Annotated in this window: 17 protein-coding genes and 1 pseudogene; 7 read left to right on the top strand and 11 right to left on the bottom strand. The window is 57.6% G+C overall.

Going from position 1 to position 20,070, the window contains the following annotated elements; all coding sequences use genetic code 11:
• Positions 1-11: 11 nt before the first annotated feature.
• On the bottom strand, positions 12-386 hold the full coding sequence (locus ACA373_RS17845) for a helix-turn-helix domain-containing protein (protein WP_301730638.1): 375 nt from the start codon (positions 384-386) through the stop codon (positions 12-14).
• 163 nt (positions 387-549) lie between these two features.
• On the opposite strand from ACA373_RS17845, the gene ACA373_RS17840 reads away from it, so the two are divergent.
• The 3 genes from ACA373_RS17840 to ACA373_RS17830 all read left to right on the top strand — a co-directional run bounded on the left by ACA373_RS17840 (position 550) and on the right by ACA373_RS17830 (position 4,366).
• Complete coding sequence (locus tag ACA373_RS17840) at positions 550-1,449, top strand: LysR family transcriptional regulator (RefSeq protein ID WP_125289359.1); 900 nt, start codon at positions 550-552, stop codon at positions 1,447-1,449.
• A 310-nt stretch (positions 1,450-1,759) separates the two neighbouring features.
• The gene (locus tag ACA373_RS17835; protein ID WP_370734916.1) at positions 1,760-3,136 is read left to right on the top strand and encodes an MFS transporter; all 1,377 of its coding nucleotides are present in this window, start codon (positions 1,760-1,762) and stop codon (positions 3,134-3,136) included.
• 102 nt (positions 3,137-3,238) lie between these two features.
• Positions 3,239-4,366, top strand: coding sequence for a GNAT family N-acetyltransferase (locus ACA373_RS17830; RefSeq protein WP_370734915.1), 1,128 nt, complete (start codon positions 3,239-3,241; stop codon positions 4,364-4,366).
• Between the two features lie 30 nt (positions 4,367-4,396).
• On the opposite strand, the gene ACA373_RS17825 is transcribed toward ACA373_RS17830, so the two are convergent.
• Complete coding sequence (locus ACA373_RS17825; protein ID WP_253456315.1) at positions 4,397-6,229, bottom strand: ABC transporter ATP-binding protein; 1,833 nt, start codon at positions 6,227-6,229, stop codon at positions 4,397-4,399.
• Positions 6,230-6,343: 114 nt separating this feature from the next.
• Between ACA373_RS17825 and ACA373_RS17820 the strand changes: the two genes are divergently transcribed.
• From ACA373_RS17820 to ACA373_RS17805, 4 genes are all read left to right on the top strand, one after another.
• Positions 6,344-6,949: a TetR/AcrR family transcriptional regulator gene (locus tag ACA373_RS17820; RefSeq protein WP_370734914.1), complete on the top strand. Its 606-nt coding sequence runs from the start codon at positions 6,344-6,346 to the stop codon at positions 6,947-6,949.
• A 94-nt stretch (positions 6,950-7,043) separates the two neighbouring features.
• Entirely contained in the window at positions 7,044-8,006 is a 963-nt protein-coding gene (locus ACA373_RS17815; protein ID WP_370734913.1) for an alpha/beta fold hydrolase, read from the top strand.
• 69 nt (positions 8,007-8,075) lie between these two features.
• Entirely contained in the window at positions 8,076-8,987 is a 912-nt protein-coding gene (locus ACA373_RS17810; protein ID WP_301252810.1) for a LysR family transcriptional regulator, read from the top strand.
• Between the two features lie 119 nt (positions 8,988-9,106).
• Positions 9,107-9,709, top strand: a complete 603-nt coding sequence (locus ACA373_RS17805) for an alpha/beta hydrolase (RefSeq protein ID WP_301730634.1) — start codon at positions 9,107-9,109, stop codon at positions 9,707-9,709.
• Here ACA373_RS17805 and ACA373_RS17800 read toward each other — a convergent pair.
• The 9 genes and pseudogenes from ACA373_RS17800 to tssM form a co-directional block, all read right to left on the bottom strand.
• Entirely contained in the window at positions 9,687-10,214 is a 528-nt protein-coding gene (locus ACA373_RS17800) for a GNAT family N-acetyltransferase (protein WP_253456330.1), read from the bottom strand. The genes ACA373_RS17805 and ACA373_RS17800 overlap by 23 nt on opposite strands.
• An 88-nt stretch (positions 10,215-10,302) precedes the next feature.
• Entirely contained in the window at positions 10,303-10,698 is a 396-nt protein-coding gene (locus ACA373_RS17795) for a polyketide cyclase (protein ID WP_253456333.1), read from the bottom strand.
• A gap of 75 nt (positions 10,699-10,773) precedes the next feature.
• Complete coding sequence (gene tssE / locus ACA373_RS17790) at positions 10,774-11,262, bottom strand: type VI secretion system baseplate subunit TssE (protein ID WP_369895418.1); 489 nt, start codon at positions 11,260-11,262, stop codon at positions 10,774-10,776.
• Between the two features lie 3 nt (positions 11,263-11,265).
• Entirely contained in the window at positions 11,266-12,069 is an 804-nt protein-coding gene (locus ACA373_RS17785; RefSeq protein ID WP_253456339.1) for a type VI secretion system accessory protein TagJ, read from the bottom strand.
• Between the two features lie 17 nt (positions 12,070-12,086).
• Entirely contained in the window at positions 12,087-12,899 is an 813-nt protein-coding gene (locus tag ACA373_RS17780) for a TagK domain-containing protein (protein ID WP_370734912.1), read from the bottom strand.
• 15 nt (positions 12,900-12,914) lie between these two features.
• On the bottom strand, positions 12,915-13,181 hold the full coding sequence (locus ACA373_RS17775; protein WP_253456345.1) for a PAAR domain-containing protein: 267 nt from the start codon (positions 13,179-13,181) through the stop codon (positions 12,915-12,917).
• 126 nt (positions 13,182-13,307) lie between these two features.
• Positions 13,308-15,491 (bottom strand): annotated as a pseudogene (locus tag ACA373_RS17770) (type VI secretion system Vgr family protein); the annotation flags it as partial.
• Between the two features lie 92 nt (positions 15,492-15,583).
• A complete protein-coding gene (locus ACA373_RS17765; RefSeq protein WP_370734911.1) occupies positions 15,584-16,213 on the bottom strand; it encodes a hypothetical protein in 630 nt (209 codons plus the stop codon).
• Positions 16,214-16,235: 22 nt separating this feature from the next.
• Entirely contained in the window at positions 16,236-20,060 is a 3,825-nt protein-coding gene (tssM, locus tag ACA373_RS17760) for a type VI secretion system membrane subunit TssM (RefSeq protein WP_370734910.1), read from the bottom strand.
• Positions 20,061-20,070 lie beyond the last annotated feature (10 nt).

Genomic DNA, 20,070 nt, shown 5'->3' with positions numbered 1-20,070 from the left:
GATGCGCGAATTTAGTGCAGCTCGCGATGCTGATTACGATAATCTCTCGGCGTCACGTTAAAGTGTTTTTTAAAGACGCGCTGAAAACACTGCTGGGAGGAGAATCCCAAATCCATAGAGATGGTCATGATGGTTTTATGGGAGGTCACCAGGCTTTTTGCCGCCTCGTCCAGGCGACGATAGCGAATAAAACTGCCCAGCGTCATGCCTTTTTTCTCTTTAAAAGCGCGTTGTAAGTGCCATTTAGAATAACCGGAGCGCGCGGCTACGGCCTCAATATTCAGTCCATCGTCCAGATGCGCTTCAATCCAGTCGATAATCACGTCTACGATTTCACCTTTCACTGACTTTCTCCTGCAGCGGCATCCTGCATATGACGCCGCCATTCCACGATGTAATATTATATCTATATGTTTTTATTAGTTAAATTTTGATATGCAACAAAAGGAATAACTTATCAAAATTTGGCGGAAGGATATAAAGAAGTGTAAAATAGTTCAAATAGATAATTTTAATGTTCGTTAATAGATAGTCTCTATAGAGGTAGCCATGCTGGATCTCAACCTGGTACGCGTTTTTACCGCTATCTATGAAACTCGCAGCGTCAGCGGCGCTGCCGATCGCCTATTTATTACGCAGCCTTCCGCCAGCTACGCGCTCGCCCGTCTGCGCAGCGAAACCAACGACGAGCTGTTCAAGCGCAGCCGGAAAGGCATGGAGCCGACGCCGACCGCGATGCAGCTCTATAAGGTGTTTAAAAAGTCGCTGACCGGCATAGAAAAAGCCGTGGCGGAAACCCGCATCTTCTCGCCGGAAACCTCGCGCTATAAGTTCCGCCTGGCGCTGACGGACCTGGGCGAGCTGCTGCTGCTGCCCAAGCTGATTACGCTTTTCCGCAGCGTGGCGCCGCATATCCAGCTGGAGGTGATCCCGGTCGACGTGCACAAGCTGGACGAATGGCTACTGACGGGCCGTATCGACGCGGCGCTGTGTAGCCGCAATGAGTCGGTTTCCTCCGCGCAGCGCGAGCTGATGGCCTATGAACGCTATGTCTGCCTGCTCAACGTTGACCATCCGCGAATTAAAGAGAGCCTGTCGCTGGATGAGTATATGCAGGAACGCCACGTCGTGGTCGCTGCCACCAGCGGTCACCACATTGTGGAAGATCGGCTGAAAGAGTTTGAGCTGGAACGCGAAATCGCGCTGGAAGTGCCACACTTCGCCGCGCTGGGCGAGCTGATTGCCTCCAGCGATTTGCTGGTAACGCTGCCTTCCAGCGCCGCCAGGATCTACGCACGTCGCGGCAACGGCCGGATGCTGGAGCTGCCGTTCCACGTGCCGAATCAGGAAGTTTTCCTCTATGCGCACACCGAAATCGGCGATATCACGGCAAAAACCTGGTTCTACAACGTGCTGCGCATCGCCGGGCCGACCATGATCGATCCCTGAGATACCGCGTCCTATAGAAGAGAGCGCGCAAAGAAAACCAGACCCAGTGCACGTTCCAGGAAAGCCGTGCGGCAAGCGCGGCGGATAACGTGCGGAATGTGAAGCGCTTCAAGCCACCTTGTGCATCTTTCTGAATGTACCGCAAAAATTTCCCGTTAATCCCGACAACAGCACAATGACCCGCCTGAAAAGCGCCTCCTATAGTTGATTAAAACGCCCGCGGGCCGTTTTCCTTTCTCTCCTGCCGCTGCGGCAAGCTTCGTCATCTCTGCGCCTGTATTCAGAGCGACAATAAATAAGGGTAAGCACTATGACTGCTAAAAACGGATCGCACGTGCGCGTGTGGATATTAATGCTGATACTGTTTCTTTCCGTTATCGCCTATGCGGATCGCTCTATTTTGTCGATTGCGGGCGGCGCGATTAAAGATGAGTTTGGCCTCTCGCCCATCCAGCTTGGCTTTATCCTGTCGGCGTTCAGCTGGGCCTATGTAATAGGACAGATCCCCGGCGGCCTGTTTCTGGATCGCTTCGGCACCAAAAGAGTGTACGGCATGACGCTGGTGCTCTGGTCGATCTCCACGCTGGCGATGGGCTTTGTCGGCGAATTCTCTACGGGCCTGACCAGCGCGCTGGTGATCATGTTCACGCTGCGTTTCGCGCTGGGGCTGATCGAGGCACCCAGCTTTCCGGCCAACGCCCGCGTCGCCATTATGTGGTTTCCAAAAGCCGAACGCGGCCGCGCCTCCTCGCTGTTCGCCTCCTCGCAGTATTTTGCGGTCGGCATCTTTTCGCCCCTTTCCGGCTGGCTGGTGTCCGAATTCGGCTGGCCGTGGCCCTTCTTTGTGCTGGGCATTATCGGCATCGGGGCCTTCTTCGTCTGGCTTTGGTATATGCAGGAGCCGCGCGCGCACCGCAGCGTGTCGCCGCAGGAGCTGGATCATATCGTCGCGGGCGGCGGCCTGATCGATATCGACTCGGTACAGGAGCGTAAGGAGAAAACCCCCGTTTCCCGCGAAACCTTCCGCAGGCTGCTGACTAACCGGATGCTGTGGTGCGCCTATATCGGTCAGTACTGCATCATCGCGCTGAGCTATTTCTTTATTACCTGGTTCCCTGTCTATCTGGTGCAGGCGCGCGGCATGGATATTCTGCATGCCGGTTTCGCCACCGTGGCGCCAGCGCTGTTCGGCTTTGCGGGCGGGATTTCCGGCGGCATTATTTCCGATTACCTGATCCGCATCGGCTGGTCGGTCTCCTGGGCGCGCAAAACGCCTTACATTGTCGGGATGCTGATGGCCGCGACGCTCATGGCCGCCGCCGTCGCCAACAGCAACTTTTGGGTCATCGCCATTATGTCCTTTGCTTTTTACGGCAAGGGCGTGGCGGCCGGAGCGGGTACCTGGGCGGTGATCAGCGACACCGCGCCGAAGGAAGCGGTTGGCCTGGCGGGCGCTATTTTTAACTGCGTCGGTAATATCGCCGGCATTATCACGCCGATCATGTTCGGTTACCTGGTTGCGCTGACCGGCAGCTACAGCCTGGGCCTGGTGTTTGTCGGCGCGCACTGTATCGTTGCCGCCTGCTGCTTCCTGTTTGTGATGGGGCCGATTGAACGCGTCGGTGGCGAAACGCCGGAAGACAACACTTATCCGACCGGCGCTGCTCCCGTGGTGCGCAGGCTTTAGCGGCCCGTGCGGGAAGACGTTGATCTTCGCACGCAAAACCTTCACTTTAGCGTCATGGTTAATCGGGCAGCGCCCCTGCCCGCATCAAGACGGAGTGCCCCTATGTCGCTAACCCTTCTGACGCAGTTGGCCGATCTTCCCGCCAGTCAGTGGGATGCCTTACTGCCGGACGATCAGCCTTTTCTGCGTCACGCCTTTCTCAGCACGCTGGAAGAGAGCGGCAGCCTGGGAAAAGGCACCGGCTGGCAGCCGGAGCACCTGTTGTGGGAAGAACAGGGCGAAATCCGCGCCGCGCTGCCGGGCTACCGCAAAAGCCATTCAATGGGCGAATACGTTTTCGATCACGCCTGGGCAGAGGCCTGCCAGCGCGCCGGCCTGCCCTACTACCCTAAATGGCTGGCCGCCGTGCCGTTCAGTCCCGTTACCGGCGCAAGACTACTGGGCGACCGCGCCTTTGCCGCAAAGCTGCTGCATCACGTGCCCGATTTTCTGCATCAGCGCCAGCTGCACAGCGCCCATATCAACTTTGGCGATGCGCAAACCCGCGAGCTGGTGGCGGCGGAAGCACGCTGGCTGCCGCATCTTGGCTGCCAGTATCACTGGCGCAATCCCGGCTACCGCGATTTCCAGGACTTTCTGGATACGCTGATGTCGCGCAAGCGCAAGCAGATACGCAAAGAACGCGAGCTGGTCGCCAGCCAGGGGTTTGCGTTCGAGTGGCTGGCCGGTCATCAGCTCAGCGAAGCGCACTGGGACTTTGTCTACGCCTGCTACGCCAACACCTACGCGGTGCGCGGCCAGCGACCCTATCTCACCCGCCTTTTCTTCAGCATGCTGGCGGAGAAAATGCCGCAGGCCATTCGCGTGGTGCTGGCAACGCAAAACGGCATGGCCGTCGCGATGGCTTTCAGCCTGATGGACGGCGAAACGCTTTACGGTCGCTACTGGGGCTGCCTGGAAGAGTTTAACCGGCTGCATTTTGAAACCTGTTTTTATCAGGGGATGGATTACGCCATCGCGCACGGGCTGAAGCGCTTTGATGCGGGCGCGCAGGGCGAACACAAGCTGGTGCGGGGTTTTGAGCCGGTGATCACCGAATCCTGGCACTATCTGCGGCATGAAGGCTTATTCGAGGCGGTAGCGGACTACCTGAATCAGGAAAGGCCCGGCGTGCAGGCGTGGGCGTTGGAAGCCCGCGCATCGCTGCCTTATCGCCGCGACGGAGAATAACGGGCAGCCTGGACGCTGCCCGCTGATTGATTAATCCTCGCCGACGAAGCCGCCCGTCTGATGTCGCCACAGGCGGGCATACAGCCCATCCAGCGCCAGCAGCTCGCTGTGGCTGCCCATCTCGGCGATGCGCCCTTCCTGCAATACCACCAGCCTGTCCATTTTGGCGATAGTGGAAAGACGGTGCGCGATTGCAATCACCGTTTTGCCGCCCATCAGCGTCTCCAGACTCTCCTGGATCGCCGCTTCCACTTCGGAATCCAGCGCGGAGGTCGCCTCATCCATAATCAGGATCGGCGCGTCCTTCAGCAAGACCCTGGCGATAGCGATACGCTGGCGCTGGCCGCCGGAAAGCTTCACGCCGCGCTCGCCGACCTGCGCATCCAGTCCGACGCGGCCCTGCGGATCGGAGAGCAGCGGGATAAACTCGTCGGCCTTCGCACGATGGATCGCCTGCTGCAACTGTTCTTCTGTCGCATCGGGTCGGCCGTACAGCAAGTTATCGCGAATTGAACGGTGCAGCAGCGAGGTATCCTGCGTAATCATGCCGATCTGCGCCCGCAGGCTTTCCTGGCTGACGTGCGCGATATCCTGGCCGTCAATCACAATGCGGCCGCCGTCCAGGTCATACAGACGCAGCAGCAGGTTCACCAGCGTCGATTTCCCCGCGCCCGACGGGCCGATCAGGCCAATCTTTTCGCCCGGACGAATGGTCAGCTGTAGCTTGTCGATTACCCGGCGCGCGCTGCCATAGTTGAAATCGACGTTCTCATAGCGGATTTCACCCCGATCGACCTTCAGCCTCGGCGCCTGCGGCTTGTCGGCCACGCTGACCGGCTGCGCGATAGTTTGCAGGCCATCCTGCACCATACCGATGTTTTCAAAAATGCCGTTGACCACCCACATGATCCAGCCGGACATATTGACGATACGGATCACCAGCCCGGTAGCCAGCGCGATAGCGCCCACGCTAATCAGCGACTGGGTCCACAGCCACAGCGCCAGGCCCGTGGTACTGACGATCAGCAGGCCATTGAGCGTGGTCACCACCACGTCCATATTAGTGACCATCCGGCCCTGCTGACGCGTTTTAGCCGTTTGATCGCCGATAGCCTCACGCGCGTAGGCTCTTTCCAAATCGCTGTGCGCAAAGAGCTTCAGCGTGGTGATATTGGTGTAGCCGTCCACAATGGTGCCCATCAGCTTCGAACGCGCGTCGGATGAGGCAACGGAGCGGGATTTCACGCGCGGCACGAAATACCTCATGCTGACGACATAGCCCACAATCCACACCAGCAGCGGGATCATCAGCCGCCAGTCCGCCTCGGCGAACAGCACCAGCGAGGTAATGGCGTAAATCAGCACGTGCCAGAGCGCATCCACGGCCTGGACTGCCGAGTCGCGCAGCGCGTTGCCGGTTTGCATAATGCGCTGGGCGATGCGCCCGGAAAAGTCGCTCTGGAAAAAATTCAGGCTCTGGCGCAGCACGTAGTTGTGGTTTTGCCAGCGGATCATGCTGGTCATGCCGGGGTTGATCGTCTGGTGCACCAGCAGATCGTGCAGGCCGATAAAGATAGGTCTGAAAACCAGCGCCACCGCCGCCATCCAGATCAGCTCGCTGGCGTGTTCGCTAAAGAAGCTGGCGGCGGGCGTCGTGTTCACCATATCAATAATGGTGCTCAAAAAGCGGAACAGCGCGACCTCAATCAGCGAAGCGATCAGCCCGATCGCCAGCAGTAAGGCAAAGCTCTGCCACACCTGGCGCAGATAGTAGACGTAAAAAGCCCAGACGCGATTGGGCGGCGTGTCGCTGGGGGCGTCCTGAAAGATATCGATCAGTTTCTCAAAGCGGCGATACAGCATAGCTAGCTCACTTTTACAGCCAAAAAATTGATAGTAGTGCATTTTCTGCTGTTATGACCAACGCGGCGCAGGTTGCGGCTTGATTAGGAAACGATCGTTCTCTATTATGGAGTGATGAAAACATCTTCTTTACGTCAGCCGGGACGCCCGCGCGAATTCGATGCCGATCTTGCTCTGGACGGTGCTATTGCGCTGTTCAGCGAGCAGGGCTACGCCGGGACTTCCATCAGCGAGCTGGCCCGTGCGATGCAGGTCACGCCCGGCAGCCTGTATAAAGCTTTCGCCGACAAGCAGGCGATTTTCCTGGCCGCGCTGACCCGCTACCAGCAGCTGCGCGGCGAGGCGCTGAACCGTCGCCTTGCGGACGCGCCCAACGGGCGGGCCAGAGTAGAGGCGCTGTTGCGCCACTACAGCGAAAGCAGCGTGGGCGAAACCGGGCGGCGCGGCTGTCTGGTGGTGAGCTGCGCCGTCGAGCTGGCGACGCGCAACGACGAGCTGGCGCGCCGTATCACGCAATCGCTGGAGGCCAACGAGGCGCGCTTTGAGGCGTTTCTGCGCCAGGGTCAGCAGGATGGCTCTGTTTCTCCCGATCTTAACGTACCGGCTACGGCAGCCATGCTGCTGTGCCTGACGCAGGGAATGCGCGTGCTGGGAAAAACCGGCCGTACCACAGAAGAGATGGCGCAGCTGGTTGATAACGCCCTGACGCTACTCGGCTGATATTTCGCTTTTGCGCGCGGCCTGGCGCCGCGCGCCCAACAGACCAAATTACATTCAATTTGGAAACGATCATACCCAAACCGCAGAGGCAACCATGCTTATCTCTACCAACACTGAGGCCGACCGTCAGGCCATTGCCGCCTTTCAAACCGCAACTTTCTGGCAGCAGTTCCGCCAGGAGTACGTTGAGGTCAACGGTATTCGTCTTCATTACGTCACGGGCGGCAGCGGCGAACCCGTGCTGCTGCTGCCCGGCTGGCCGCAAAGCTGGTACGCCTGGCGCTACGTGATGCCGCTGCTGGTCGCTGCGGGCCGCCGCGTGATTGCGGTCGATCCGCGTGGTCTGGGCGACTCGGCCCATCCCGCCGACGGCTATGATATGACCACCACTGCTAACGATATTCATCAGCTGATCGCCACGCTGAAGCTGAACGAGTCTGGCCCGATAGATGTGGTCTGCCACGATATCGGCAGCTGGATAGGCTATGCGCTGGCGGCCGACTGGCCGGAAGATGTGAAACGACTGGCGCTGTTCGACGCCGCGCTGCCGGGCATCTCGCCGCCGCCGCCGTCCGGCATTCCCACTGACGAAGCCAATGTGAAGAGCTGGCACTTTGCTTTCAATCGACTGAACGATTTGCCGGAAATCCTGTTTACGGGCCGTGAACGCGAGCTGATTAGCTGGCTGTTTGCGGCCAAATCCCTGAAGAGCTGGAGTATCACGCCAGCCGATCTGGAAGAGTATGTCCGCGTTAACCAGCTTCCCGGCGCGCTGCGTTCGGCGCTGAGCTACTACCGCACCGGCTTTTCACCGGCCTCGCTGGCGGCCGCGCGGCAGCGGGCGGAGAAAAAATTATTGATGCCGGTTTTGGCCGTTGGGGCGGAAGGCAGCGTGGGCGATACCCTGCTGACGACGCTGCAACAGCTGGCGGTTGAGGTAAAAGGCGGCGTTATCGCCGGCGTGGGTCATTACATTCCGGAAGAGGCGCCCGCAACGCTGGCTGGCCTGCTGGCCGATTTTTTTATACCCTCTGGTAGCCCGACAGACGGTCGGTAGCAGGCCCGCACAGGAAGCGGCAGGCGACGCGCGCATAAGGACAATAACGACCGAGGCAGAGGGGCGGAGATGGAACGGCTTGATTGTGATCGTATGCTGGTGGCGGTAATGGAGCTGGGAAGCTTCGCCGCCGCCGCGGAACGCATGGGCACCAGCAGCGGGCAGGCGTCGAAACTGGTTTCCCGCCTGGAGAGCGAGCTGGGCGTCCAGCTGCTGAAACGCAGCACCCGTGCGCTTTTTCCGACAGAAATAGGCCAGGCCTATTTTGACCGCATCAAAAGCATTCTGGACGACTTCGACGCGCTGGACGCCTCGGTACGTCACGCTTCCGGCAAACCTTCAGGCCGCCTGAAGCTGACCGCGCCGCTGACTTTCGGCACCAGCAGCCTGGCGCCGGTGCTGATAGCCTTTGCCAAAGAGTACCCGGAAATTGAGCTGGACGTCAGCTTCGCCGACCGCATGGTCAATATCGTGGATGAGGGTTTCGACCTTGCGCTGCGTATTGGCAGGCTCAGCGACAGCAGCCTGATTGCACGAAGGCTGAGCGATATCCGTATTATCGTGGCGGCAAGCGAAAGCTACCTGCGCGCGCACGGCACGCCAGAGGATTTGCGTCAGCTGGCGCAGCATGACTGCATCATCGATACCAATTTTCGCGAGCCGCTGAACTGGCAGTTTCGCGACGGCAGCGAACGTATTCTGTCGGTGGCGGTAAAAGGCAGGCTGCGCTTTTCCAATGCTGAAGCCTGCCTGAGCGCCGCCGCCGCGGGGCTGGGCATTGCGCGGATGCCAACGTTTATCGCCGGAAACCAGCTGCGCAGCGGCGCGATCGTGCCGCTGTTTCGCCAGTATGAGATGCCGCCGCTCGGCCTTTACGCTGTCTATCCACCAGCGCGCCATCTGGCGCACAAGGTGCGTGCATTAACGGAATTCCTTGAAGCGCATTACGCAGGCGAGGCCGAGTGGGATCGCGGCTGGTAATTCTTTCCATTTCGGAAGGAATATCCGCGCTGAGCAAGGGATTATCATCCTCATGGGATCCGTGTAGCCTTGAGTGAAACCGTTTCCACAGTGGAGAGCGGCTCAACAGGAGAAGTCCCGTGACGAAAGGATTGATTATTTTACTGCACGGCGTCGGCAGCAACGGTAAGGATCTGGCCGGACTGGGCGCGCATTGGGCAGAAGGTTTGCCTCGGGTGGCTTTCACCAGTCCCAATGCGCCCTTTCCTTTTGAACACGGCGCCGGCTATCAGTGGTTTAGCCTGAGCGGCGTCACGTCTGCTAATCGGGCGGAGCGGGTTTATCACGCGCGGGAGGCTTTCGATCGCCAACTTAGCGCTATTCTGGCAATCCACCAGATGCAGGATCGTCTGGAGAACGTGATGCTGGTCGGCTTTTCCCAGGGCAGCATTATGGCGCTGGACGCCGTAGTTTCCGGGCGCTGGCCGGTAGCGGGCGTGGTGGCGTTTTCCGGCAGGCTGGCGTCGCCGCTGCCTTATGACATGCCGGCGAAAACGCCGGTCATGCTGATCCACGGCATGGCAGACAGCGTTATTCCCTGTGCGGAAAGCGAAGCGGCAGCCAGGCAGCTACGCGAGCTGGGCGCGGTCGTCAGCACCCAATTTGACGCGTCGGTTGGCCATACTATTTCCGCCCAGGGCGCACGCAGCGCCAGCGAATTTATCGCGACGTGCCTGGCGTAGCCGCGCCGTCGTTCAGCCGTTTCTGATAAAACGCCAGGTTCAGCCAGCGGTCGAACTTCCAGGCGACCTCGTTCAGCGTTCCGGCCAGCGTAAAGCCTTTTTTCTCATGCAGAACAATGCTGGCGCGGTTATCCGCGTCAATACTGCCGATCATCAGATGCATCCCTTTTTCCCGCCCCTGCTCAACGATCGCGTCCAGCAGCGTTTTACCCAGTCCCTGCCCGCGAAAATCGGGGTGGATATAAATTGAATGCTCAACGGTAAACTGGCAGGCGGCGTGCACGCGAAAAGTGCCGTAGCTGGCAAAGCCCATTAGCCTGCCCGCCTCATCCTCAACGCCGATAACCGGGAAATCATGCTGCCTTTTAACGGCGAACCAGCTCTGCATACTTTCCGGCTGGCGCGGCTCGTAGTCATAGAGCGCGGTAGAATTAACAATAGCGTCGTTGAAAATGGCCAGAATAGCGGCGCTGTGGCGGTCTTCGGTGCAGGTAACGATCTTCATTGCTGGCTGACGTCCTTAATGAGTGGCGATGCGCATAAACAACGGCGGCAGATGGGCCGCTTCGGGCAAAACAGATCGGCGCGGCGGCTCAGGTGGTCAGCAGCGTATGCAGCCTCTGTAAATCTTGCTGGACCGTCGCGATCTCTTCGGCAAATTTTTCCTCGGAGGTAAAGGGCTGCCGGAAGATCGTCATCAGCACTTCCGATCCCTCTTCGTTGCCAACCACCCGCATCGGCACCACTGTCTCCTTGCCAAAACCGGTATCCACGTAGCGATCCATTACGCCATAAGGGTTGTGATCGGTGAAACGGATTTTTTTCGCGCTTTCCGCCCCGACGATTTTCCACCAGGTGCCGTCCTGCTCCAGCGTCGTTTCGCTAAGGGCGCCGATCCATTTCGGAAAATAGTCGGGTTTCCAGATGGTCTCGTAAAGATCAACCCAGTTACGGGGGATGGTCAGACTGATGGTTTGCGATGGCAGCATAGGGCCTCCTGAATTTTTATCGTCAGGGGATTTAACCATCGGCAGGTAAGGATGAAAAGGGGCGGCGGCCCGCCCTTAAAAAGATTTTAACGCTACCTTCGCCGTTTCCGCATCATAAGCGCCTTTCAGGCTGAGATCGACAGGCTGCGGCTGCCAGTTAATCAAGCCGCCTATCTCAAACAGCACCTGACCGTTTTGTCCCGGCGCCCTCTCTGTCACCGGCCGTACCAGCAGCGTTTCCGGAATAATTCTTGGCTCGAAGCGCAGCAGCGCGTTGCGGATGTTTTTCTCAATAATGTGCCAGCTATGGTGGCTGGCATATTTGCCCGTCAGCGGCGCTACGCCATAGTTAAACACGGAGACCATTAACGCGCCGTGCCGGGCTTCATCCAGCTGTTCTTCAAGGTTCGTGCTGTTAAGCAGGCAGGCGATATCCTTTTGCACGATGGCGCGCAACTCTTTAGCGCTCACATAGCAGGCATCGTAGCTTTCACGCTGTTTTTTCGGCTCGTCGTCCAGCAGCCTTTCCAGCAGCGTAGGCGAAAAACTCTGTTTTCTTTCCATTGCCTACACCTGGCCAAAGCGGATTTCGGCCACTTCCAGCAGGGAAAATTCCCCACTATCAGTAATCAGCACCTTTCTGCCAGCGCCCGTCGCCAGCATAGCGGAAACCTGCTGCCATTCGCTAAGCAGCCCCAGCTTCTCGCTCTGTTCCGCTTCAGCGGTAAGGGGATAGCGGGCAGGCACGTAGCCGTAGTGAAACTCGCCGTCTGTTTTAATATGGGCGGGCGTCCAAATCAGATCGAGCAGATCTTCAGGTCGACGAACGTGCAGCAGCTGCAGCGAGGAAAAAGGCACCTGACGATAGCCGCCAGCGCTGATAAATTCGCAGGCTGGCCCGATACGCCCGTCGCTGTCCGCTATCCAGGCGAACCTTCCCGTTATCTCCCCGCTGCCGGCGCTTTCCGGGGCCAGAGAAAAGGCCTGCTGACGAAGCGTCTCGGCCCGTTCCGGCTCGTTTTCCGCCTGGGCTTTGTTCGCCTGATGCAGCAGCGTCATCCATTCCGGTGCGGCGGCGGTAAACAGGCCAGGGCTGCGTTTACCCGCCAGCACGTCTTCCCGCATCAGCTCGCTGAGGATCAGGTTCTTGCCCAGCTCGCACTGCTTTGGCTCGACGTCATCCAGCAGGGCCAGCGTTTGCAGCTGCATCAGCGCTTTTTCCCATCGTCCATCAAGGCAGTACAGGCCGAACAGCGCGTTGCGGCACGCGCTATCGTCAGGACGCGCTTTGACGTTCGCGGCCGCCTCCGCAATCAGATCGCTTAACGAGGTGGTTTTCAGCAGTGCGGTTAAAGATTTTGCATCATGCATAATGGGTCCATCCTGGGTTAATAAGGGCTGTCCAGCCCGGGCTTATAAAGATCGTGAAAAACCAGTTCCGGTATGGTCTGCTTCTCTTTTGAAGCGATATTCTCTGGGGCCAGCAGTTTTAAAATATCCGTTTTTTCATCATCGAAAATCAGCGGGCCGGTTGTCCCTTCAACGTTCAGCTCCGTCCAGACCTTATCAATCAGCGAAGGCGTCTGGATCAGGCATTCCGTCAACGTTTTCGCCTTCATCTCCTCCCGGACGGCCTCGAAGTAATCATCGCAGTCGGGAAGCCGGGTCAGCGTAGGGCGTTCCTGGGCTACGTGGCGGTGCTGCTCGCCCCAGATAAGAAACTTTTTGTATTCCTCCTCCAGCGCTTCAAGAATGTCCGCGGCGGCTTCTGTCTTCGCCGCCGCGGCCTCGTTAAGGTAGCGATAATCGCCCATATAGTGCCCGCCGCTGGGCAAAATATCGTCCACTTCGGGTAGCGGCCTTTTCTGCAGGGGATCGCCGTCAAGCAGCATATGGCACAGCGCCTCTCCCGGCACGTCTTCATCATCCACTACGGTAAAGCCATAGTGACCCAGCTGGATCGCCGCATTAAGGCGGAGCACGCGGCGCTCGCCCTCTGCCACTCTGCCGTTATCAACCAGACAAAGCAGATCCTTACAGGTATTGAAGATAACTGGCCCGCCAGGCGAGCGGTAAAACCACAGGGCGTCCGACGAACCGGCCTCGCTAAATTGCCCGTTTTGCGGATTGAAGCAGACCGGGCGTTCGACGGTATAACTTTCGCCAAGCGGGAAAGCGGGCTGATTATCGGGCCAGGTCATTAGCAGCTGCACGAGTTAACCGCCGATAGTCACGTTGCCGGAACCGGAGACAACGGCTGCGCCGCAACCGGTGACGTCACCCAGCCGTGCTGCATTGCAGTTGTTGATAAATACGCTGCCCGATCCTGACGCGACGGGCGCGCCGCCATGAAAAGCGCACACTGCGGCGCTGATGCCTGCTGCTGCAGCGCAACAGCCGTTAGTGTGTACATTCCCCGATCCGCTTACTATTGCTCCGCCATGTGCGATTGCATCGCCAAGTCTGGCTGCGCAGCTTCCCATTTTTCACCTCATCTTGCTGTTGGGCTGATGCCAGCCCGGTTACTGATAAAACGCCTGGAACAACGACGGGCTGGCTATAACGCCGCCGGCTGCTACCCCATGCGCGGTTAAACCACTGGCTCAGGGCACGGTCGGCACAGGCGTGGTCCTGCCGCCCGGGGGAACGGTAGGCACCGGCGTGGGTATAGTCGGGACTGGCGTGGGTATAGTCGGCGACGGTGCCGGGGAAGTCGGCGTTGGTACAGGCAGTGGGGGCAGCGGGAAGGGAAGAGCGGCAAACCCAAAAACGCTCAGGCTGGGCACGCCCGCGACAAAGCCGCCGCCGCCGCCGCCGCCACAGCTACAGCAGCTACAGCAATCGCCAGGATTTAAATCGACCTGTCCTCCCTGAAGCACGATATGGTTAGCGCACAGGATAATTTTACCCGCGCAAAGTGAAAGCACGCCGCCTGCCGTTAATGACATAGCGCCACCTGCAACCATGCCGATGTAGCCACCGACGGCAAGCGAGTAATACCCGCCCACGTTATTCATAAAAGCGCCGCCGACGTTAATCCCTTTCGCACCGCCTATCGACTCGGACTGCGCGCCGCCAACCGTAAAGCCCAGCGCGCCGCCGACCATTAACGAGCTGCTGCCATTTACCGTGGTGGATTCATTAACGCCAACCACTCTGTTGCTGTTAACACCGATGCTGACAGAGCGCGTCGCGCCGACGGCAAGATCGGAGTTCAGCCCGATGGTTTGCGTTTCATTACGCTTGGTCAGGCGGGACATATCGCGCTCGGCCTGTTCCCAGTACTGCTCCAGCCCTGGTTTATCCTCAAACTGGATGCCGTTAAAGTTGGTGCGTCCGCCGCCTACCGTGCGGCTCACTAATCCGCTTTGCGTGGCGTTGGCAGGCAGATCCCACGGCGGCATGGTGACGTTGTTATAAAGGCTGCCGATCACCAGCGGACGATCCGGATCGCCGTTAATGAAGTCCACGATCACTTCATGACCGACGCGTGGGATATAGATCCCGCCAAAATTGTTGCCGGCCCACGCCTGGCTGACGCGGATCCAGCAGGAATCCGTTTCGCGGTTGTGCCCGTAGCGATCCCATAAAAAGCGCACTTTTATGCGGCCCCAGGTATCGGTCCAGATATCTTCGCCCGGTGGCCCTACCACTACAGCCGTCTGCGGCCCGCTGGTTTTTGGGCGCAGCGCCAGCTGAGGATGGCGATAAATCTTGGTGGTAGGCTGAACGGTGAAATGGCTTTGATAACTGAAATCCCCCATCCCCGTCACCTGGCTGACATCGCTAACGATCAGCTCGCTGGAGATGACCATATATTCCCGGTTCGCTTTCTCCAGCGGGTAATTTTGCAGCTCGAAGTTGGTGCCGCATACCACGCCCCGCAGTTCGCCGGAGCCGGATGCTCTTGATCCGATCGCGCCCCGCTCTTCCATACGGACTTTCGCCAGCTGTTCGCCGATATCTGGCCGATCGTAATCGCCGGGCCAGTGGTAAAGCTCCATGTCGTTAAAGGTGGTTTGACGAGGCTTGCTGTCGGCAGCCGATATATCCGCTCGGGATTTTGTAAAGTCGTAATCGTTGGTATACCACCGGCCGGAGGTAATGGTTTCCTGAAATTCAAAACGAGTAATATATTCCTGGCCGGCTTTAGGTTCGCTCGGCATATATTGCAGCACATGCCAGGCCTCGCTGGAAAAACGCTTGTGCGCGCCAACGTGATCCACCAGCACCAGCTTATGCTTCTGGTCTTCATGCTCAAAAAACCAGTAAATCCCCCACTCCTCCATCAGGCGCTCGATAAAATTAAAATCCGTTTCACCGTATTGCACCTGAAAATCCAGCTGGGGATAAGAACCGGTTAGCCGTTTTTCCAGCGGAAAGTTATATTCCTCCAGCACCTCGTCAATAATCTCCACCACCGTTTTTTGCTGGAAGATCTTGAAGTCGGAGGTCAGCTCCGTCAGGTAAAGCCAGGGGCGAAGGATAATTTCAAAGATGGCCTGATTCGCATCCCGCCCCAGAAACCTGGCACGCTGCACCAAGCCGGAGATTTCCCGGCTGCCCGCGCCGATGCCCATCAATTCATCCAGCCCGTTGCCGTCCAGCTCTATCGACACGGTCATCTCTTTACCGATCAGCGCTTTAATATCCACGTTCGCCGCTGACTGCCAGGGAATAAGATCGCTGGCTGGCGTTTTGGCAGTTAGCTTGTAGGTATATAAAGAAGAGAACGACTCCTTGCCTTCCAGCTTCGTTAATACCAGCGCGGTTTCACCCAGCAAAAGCGGCATTGCTGAGCTGCTTAACGTTATGGTTCTTGCCATATCAACACCTAATCCTTGGTTTGTATTGCACCCTAAGGGAGCGCCTCTCCCTCTCCTTTTCAGCAGATAATGTGCTGCGAATCGATAATTTTGCCGTAGCGGCTTTGCCGCCAGAGCCACGCTTTGCGATCCGTCTGGATAATTTCCGGCCAGTCCGGCCAGGGCATGCTGCCGACGCCTTTTTCCTCCGTGATGCTTCTGTCGTACTCGCTCAGCTCCGCCAACAGCAAATCCGCATGATAACTGAAGCGATAGCGCTCATTAAGCAGCCGTTCGCGAAACGGGGAGTAGCGAGACCTTAATAAATTAACCCATTTTTTCAAATAGATATCTTGATTAACCACGCCATCCTGATTTTGCTGCGCCATCATAATTCTCGCCAGCCAGAAGGCGATATGAAAGTCAGACGCCAGTTCCTTTCGCAGCCATTGCACGCTGACGGCGGCGTAAATGGCCGAAAGCCCCGCCGCGCGGCTGTTGACCAATGCCCCCACGTAAAAGCGGCCTTTTTTCCGCAACGGCGGCAGAATAAAGCACCACGGGTAATGCGCCGGTAAAAGCTGTCCGGGCAGCGTCGACTGCATCGCCGGCACCACTTTTTCGGCCAGTACGGCGGCGACTTTTTTCCGCTCTCTGCCTGGCAATAACGTTCGCGCCTCTTTGCCAATAATACCGGTACGAATGGCCATATGCCGCTCCGTGCCCCACGGCTTAAAATGCGCCGGGACAGTTAAAATTTTTCAGTAAATCCACGATAAGCTCATCGTTCCAGGTCAGGCCGGTGACCTCGATTTTGACGGGCCGCTGATGCAGATTAAACAGCAGCACCGGCTGGCCGCCAGGCGAAGTCCCAATATCGTTGACGGTATCCAGCCAGCGCATCAGCGCCCAGGGACCGGTGAAGGTCAGGCCGTTTTCCTGCCCCAGAATGCGCGGCTTGGTGCTCATATTGACGACGGATTCCGCACGCGCGCCCGGCCAGTGAAAAAGTTTTGGCGTAACCGGGCCGTGCGAATACCCCATTACGCTGCCGTCAAAGTTGAGGTTAAGCTGGGTAACCGAAGGATCCAGGTAGGGAATGGAAACGGAGAAATCGATACCCGGCGTGCGGCCGCCGTTCTGGAAGAAGGCACTGCGGATCGCAGCGGCCTGCTCAAAAACATCCAGCGCGTCTGAATCCTGGCTATTAATATCGCCGCGATAGCGCCAGGGCCTTGCTGCCGTATCAACTTTGTCGGCCAGTTTTTTTTGAAAATAGTCATCCAGCACGCCGCCCGTGGCGAAAAAGCGCTCAAAGTCACGCAGGCTGACTTCCTCACTGTTATCCGCAAAAGGATAGCGGCCCTGCAAAGTGTTGCGGCACACTTCGCCCGGCCCTGAGGCGATGGTTTTATTGCTGCTGTAGACGATCTGATGATTGACCCGCCGGTAAGCGCCGTTCAGCAGCGGCGCGATAATATATTTAAAAGGGTCGGGCCAGACGGCGGACTCCGCGCTCAGCCGCTGTCCTGCGTCGGACACCGACGGCAGATTGCCGTTTTTGATCGCGCTGTCGGAGATGACCAGCAGCGTGTACTGATCGTTCAGCACGCCCATAATCTGGTGCAGCTTAGTGCCGGAAGCCGCGCCCATGCCTTTTTCGCCGCCGCCCACGAATTCACGCAGCGGCACAAAATAGTTATCCACTCCCTGACGCAGCGCTTTTTTCTCCTGAGCGGCCAGCGCCAGATTAAGCTTTGAGGCGGCATCCACCAGTCGACTGTTGGATAATCCTGAGCTGCTGACACGCTGGTTTTTTAGCAGGTTATCCTGCTGATCCACGGCAAGCGTGGTTTCCCTGACGGCGCGCCTCGCCAGATTTACCAGCGGCGAGTGGGTAGAAACCAGCGTGCGCAGCATGTAGATATCAAAAGAAAGCCCGGTATTGTTCTGGTCTGCATCCTCGCTTTTCAGCCGGATGCTTTGCAAAAAAGCCTGCCATCGCCGCGTATACTCCTTCAGATAAAGCGTCATCAGGGCTTCGCGCGTCGGATCGACAATGCCCGATCCTCTGTCCACCTTCAGCGCTTTCAGGGCGCTTTGCGCCTCGCTATTGCCCATTACCCAGCTATCTTCAGCCTGTAACGCCCGCACGCTGTCGCCCAGCTTTTTTTTAAATACGTGGTGATAGCCTTCCCAGGTAAACAGTCCAGGCATCCCTTTTTCCGCCAGCGCCTCATCGGTAAGGGTAAAAATCTGACCGGCGTCCTCATCGGTCATTTTGCTTAAGGTCAGATTCTCCGGCGCTTCCGCCTGCATCTGCGCTATCACGCGTGAATAAAGTCGATTAACCGGCGTGTTGCGATTAAGTATTTCGCGCGCTTCCGCCACCAGGTTTTTATCCGGTTGCTGGCCATACTGCCGCCAGTCCGGGCGGCTGAATAACGCCTCAAGATGGGCGATAAACAGGCTCCTTTCTTCATAAGGCTGGAGCTTTCCGGCATTGTCCCACTGCCAGGCAATCTCGCTGACCAGCCATGCCCGATCGAACTGGCCCTGTCCTGCCAGCATCAGATAACGTTTAAGCGCGTTGTAAAGTGTCGCAGGATCGCGTTCATAAACGGCGCTCTGCAAAGCCTCATGCGCCTGTTGTTCGATTTGCGGAAACAGCAGCCGCTGCAGAAAATAGTGGTAAAGGCCGTCGGCATCGTGGGTTAAACGCTTGCCGACATAAAGGCCATAGCGGAAAGGAAGATCGGGATGCAACACGTCAAGGCCGTTAAATTCAGGCAGATAGTGCGCCAGATTCAGCAGCAGCGGCAGCTTGCCGGGATCCGCCGCCTGTTGATAGCTTTTGACCTCTGCTTCCAGCCTGGTCGCTTTTTCCCCGGCCGCGACAAGGTAGCCGCCGTTATGATGATAGCTGTGGTAGATCCCGCTCAGTAACCAGCAGCAGGCCGCGATGCAAAGCATATGACCAAAGAAGTTCTGGAAGCGATATTTTGACTCTACCCGTAAATTGCGCCGCACCAGATCGCCATCTTTCAGGATGATGTCGGAAAACAGGGATTTCAGAAAATAGTGCCTGCCCCAGGCAACATCCCTGACCAGAGCCTCGCTCTCACCAGTCAGCGAAGCTGGATAAGCCAACGGCACCGTCTGTCGGTTAGCAATATAGTTGCGCCACTTCTGCATCAGCGTCCCGTTATTGACCATAACGGTATCCTCAGGCTGGTGGCTGCTGACAAAGTAGATACCGCGCAGCGAGGTATAGCCCTGATTTTCATCATAGCGTGAGGCGAAGAAAATCGTCTGCGCCACTTCCGTTACGCTGTCCAGCAGCATGCGGAAATCCTGCGGCAGCACGTACATGCGCTTTCTGTCCGTATTGCTGTATTCCTCCTGTTGGCGCACCGTCATTGCCTTTTCCAGACGATTTTCCAGCAGCGCAAACTCCGCTCCGACCCGTTCGCGCAGATCGCCAATGCCGGTTTTCACCTCTTCCCCCCAGGGGAAAGTCACGCCCCATACCTGCTCGCGCTCCTGCTCGGTCAGGCTGCGGAAATATTCGGCGAACCCCATCAGCCGATCCAGTTTGGTAATCAGCATATAAACCGGAAAGCGTACCCCCAGTCTGCTGCGCATCGCCTCCAGCCTGGCGCGAACTTTCGCGGCCAGATCGTAGAGCTCCGTTTTATTTTTACCCATTACGTCGGTCACGCCGATCGCCACAATCACGCCGTTAATCGCCTCTATCGGACGATATTTTTTAATGGCCTTGATAATACCGTCCCACTCCGGCTGCTCGTCCGACGAATCAAGATATTTTCCGGCCGTGTCGATAAACAGCGCGTCATTCGCAAACCAGCACTCACAGTTACGGGTAGGCGCGCTCTCTTTGCAGACCCTGCTCAGCTGTTCCGGCAGCGGGAAATGCTGGCCCGACGATAAGATCGCCGTGGTTTTTCCCGCGCCCTGCGTCCCGATAGTCATGTACCAGGGAAGCTCGCCGTGCATTTTTCCAAATGAAAAAAACCGCTTAAGCCAGGTACCGTTTTTACGCAGCTGTCTTATATATGCCGCTGCATCACGGATAGCCGCATTAACCTCGCTGACGTCGCCATCGCTTTTAACCTCTTTGCTGCCGAAAAAAGCGTCAAGCAGCTTAGGATTGTTTTTCAGCGCCAGCAGCAGCTTCCAGCCGCCATACAGCAGCGTGACCAGCAGGATAGCGCCAATCAGGCTGGCCCTGGTGGCGATACCGCTTAGCGGATAGCTTTCACCGATCAGCAGGTAAGGCCCAATCGTCCAGACGACAACGCAGGCCGTTGCGGCCAGCAGAAGAAACGACGGTACGTTAAACCACAGCCCAATCAGACAAAGCAGCGCCAGAACAACATAAATCACGCGCGCCTCAACGCCTGCCAGCGGACGCGTGTCGCCAAAGCCCAGTAAAGGGCCGAGAAACCAAACCGCAGCGATAATCAGCATAAAAAAGGCTATGACCATCACTACTTTAAAAACGCGAAGCGAGAACATCCTGTTCAGATTAAACATGGCTAACTCA

Origin of the sequence: Erwinia sp. STN24 (assembly GCF_041320675.1) — a bacterium.
In the GTDB taxonomy this organism is placed as follows: Bacteria; Pseudomonadota; Gammaproteobacteria; order Enterobacterales; family Enterobacteriaceae; genus Erwinia; species Erwinia aeris.
The sequence above is the reverse complement of the archived record's forward strand: the minus strand, read 5'-3'. Positions and strand labels throughout refer to the sequence as shown.